Annotated in this window: 1 protein-coding gene; it reads left to right on the plus strand. The window is 69.9% G+C overall.

Annotated elements, in window-relative coordinates; translation table 11 throughout:
• Positions 1–362, plus strand: a 362-nt coding sequence (locus IEZ03_RS37150; RefSeq protein ID WP_189241289.1) for a zinc-binding dehydrogenase, incomplete at both ends; no start/stop codon positions are given.

A 362-nucleotide genomic window follows, 5' to 3' on the forward strand; every position in this document is an offset into this window, starting at 1 on the left:
TCCGAGCAGGTCGCGGCCGGGCATGCCGGTGTGCGGTACCGGGCGTTCGACGTCCTCCAGGCCGGCCCGGAGCGCATCCAGGAGATCCTCAGCCGGTTGCGTCCGCTCTTCGATGAAGGACAGCTCCATCCGCTCCCGGCCACTTCCTATGACATCCGGCATGCGCCGGAGGCGTACCGGCATCTCAGCCAGGCCCGCCACATCGGCAAGGTCGTCCTGACCATCCCCGCACCACCCGACCCCGACGGCACCACCCTGATCACCGGCGGCACCGGCACCCTCGGACGACTCATCGCCGAACACCTCGTCACCACCCACGGCATCACCCACCTGCACCTGACCAGCCGCACCGGACCCGACGC

Origin of the sequence: Actinomadura livida (assembly GCF_014648675.1) — a bacterium.
Taxonomy (GTDB): Bacteria; Actinomycetota; Actinomycetes; order Streptosporangiales; family Streptosporangiaceae; genus Spirillospora; species Spirillospora livida.